The sequence below is a fragment of the Mesorhizobium sp. B2-3-2 genome (assembly GCF_006442295.1).
Classification (GTDB): Bacteria; Pseudomonadota; Alphaproteobacteria; order Rhizobiales; family Rhizobiaceae; genus Mesorhizobium.
Genome location: NZ_VFWA01000030.1, coordinates 5,001 through 6,117, shown reverse-complemented (window position 1 = coordinate 6,117; position 1,117 = coordinate 5,001). Strand labels below are relative to the sequence as shown.

At 56.6% G+C, this 1,117-nt stretch carries 2 rRNA genes (1 of these 2 running past the window's edge); both read right to left on the bottom strand.

From position 1 onward, the window contains the following. Nucleotides 1-55 precede the first annotated feature (55 nt). Nucleotides 56-170, bottom strand: a 5S ribosomal RNA gene (gene rrf / locus FJ964_RS30825). Between the two features lie 294 nt (nt 171-464). Beyond that, a 23S ribosomal RNA gene (locus FJ964_RS30820) occupies nt 465-1,117 on the bottom strand (it continues 2,172 nt past the right edge of the window).

Sequence of the window (1,117 nt, the reverse complement as noted above, 5' to 3'; positions counted from 1 at the left end):
AAGAGAAGATTTCACATCCATCCGATTGGATGTGAGTTTAACGTGCGTTTGGCAGACCTGGCAGCGACCTACTCTCCCGCGTCTTGAGACGAAGTACCATCAGCGCTGGAGCGTTTCACGGCCGAGTTCGGAATGGGATCGGGTGCAGCCGCTCCGCCATAACCACCAGGTCGGCAAAACGCACGTTGTTCGAGAAGCTGGAATAGGGAATAGTGAGTAGCAAATAGTGAGTAGGGGATGCCTATTCGCTATTGGCTCATGCTCTTCACCTGTCTTTTGTGCCTGAGCGACATCCACAGTTTGCTTCCGGGCAAAGCCCGCAAGCGCGACTGCGCGTCGCCGGTCGTCCGGCGCCCCCGCGGAGCATAGGCCCGTAAGGGCCGCTCATGCGTGAGCGCTGGTAGACCATCCGACTTCTGGCGACAATCCTTTGGATTGCGCCGAGATGGGCATAAGGAATGAGAACGATCAAGCCGATCGAACTATTAGTACCGGTAAGCTTCAAGCGTTGCCGCTCTTCCACACCCGGCCTATCAACGTGGTCGTCTTCCACGGTTCTCAGGGAATACTCGTTTTAAGGTGGGTTTCCCGCTTAGATGCCTTCAGCGGTTATCCCGTCCGGATATAGCTACCCTGCTATGCGGCTGGCGCCACAACAGGTCCACCAGAGATCCGTCCATCCCGGTCCTCTCGTACTAGGGACAGATCCTTTCAATATTCCTACACCCACGGCAGATAGGGACCGAACTGTCTCACGACGTTCTGAACCCAACTCACGTACCGCTTTAAATGGCGAACAGCCATACCCTTGGGACCTGCTCCAGCCCCAGGATGCGATGAGTCGACATCGAGGTGCCAAACAACCCCGTCGATATGGACTCTTGGGGGTCATCAGCCTGTTATCCCCGGCGTACCTTTTATCCGTTGAGCGATGGCCCTTCCACGCGGGACCACCGGATCACTATGACCGACTTTCGTCTCTGCTCGACTTGTCAGTCTCGCAGTCAGGCAGGCTTATGCCATTGCACTCAGCGAACGATTTCCGACCGTTCTGAGCCCACCATCGCGCGCCTCCGTTACTCTTTAGGAGGCGACCGCCCCAGTCAAACTACCCACC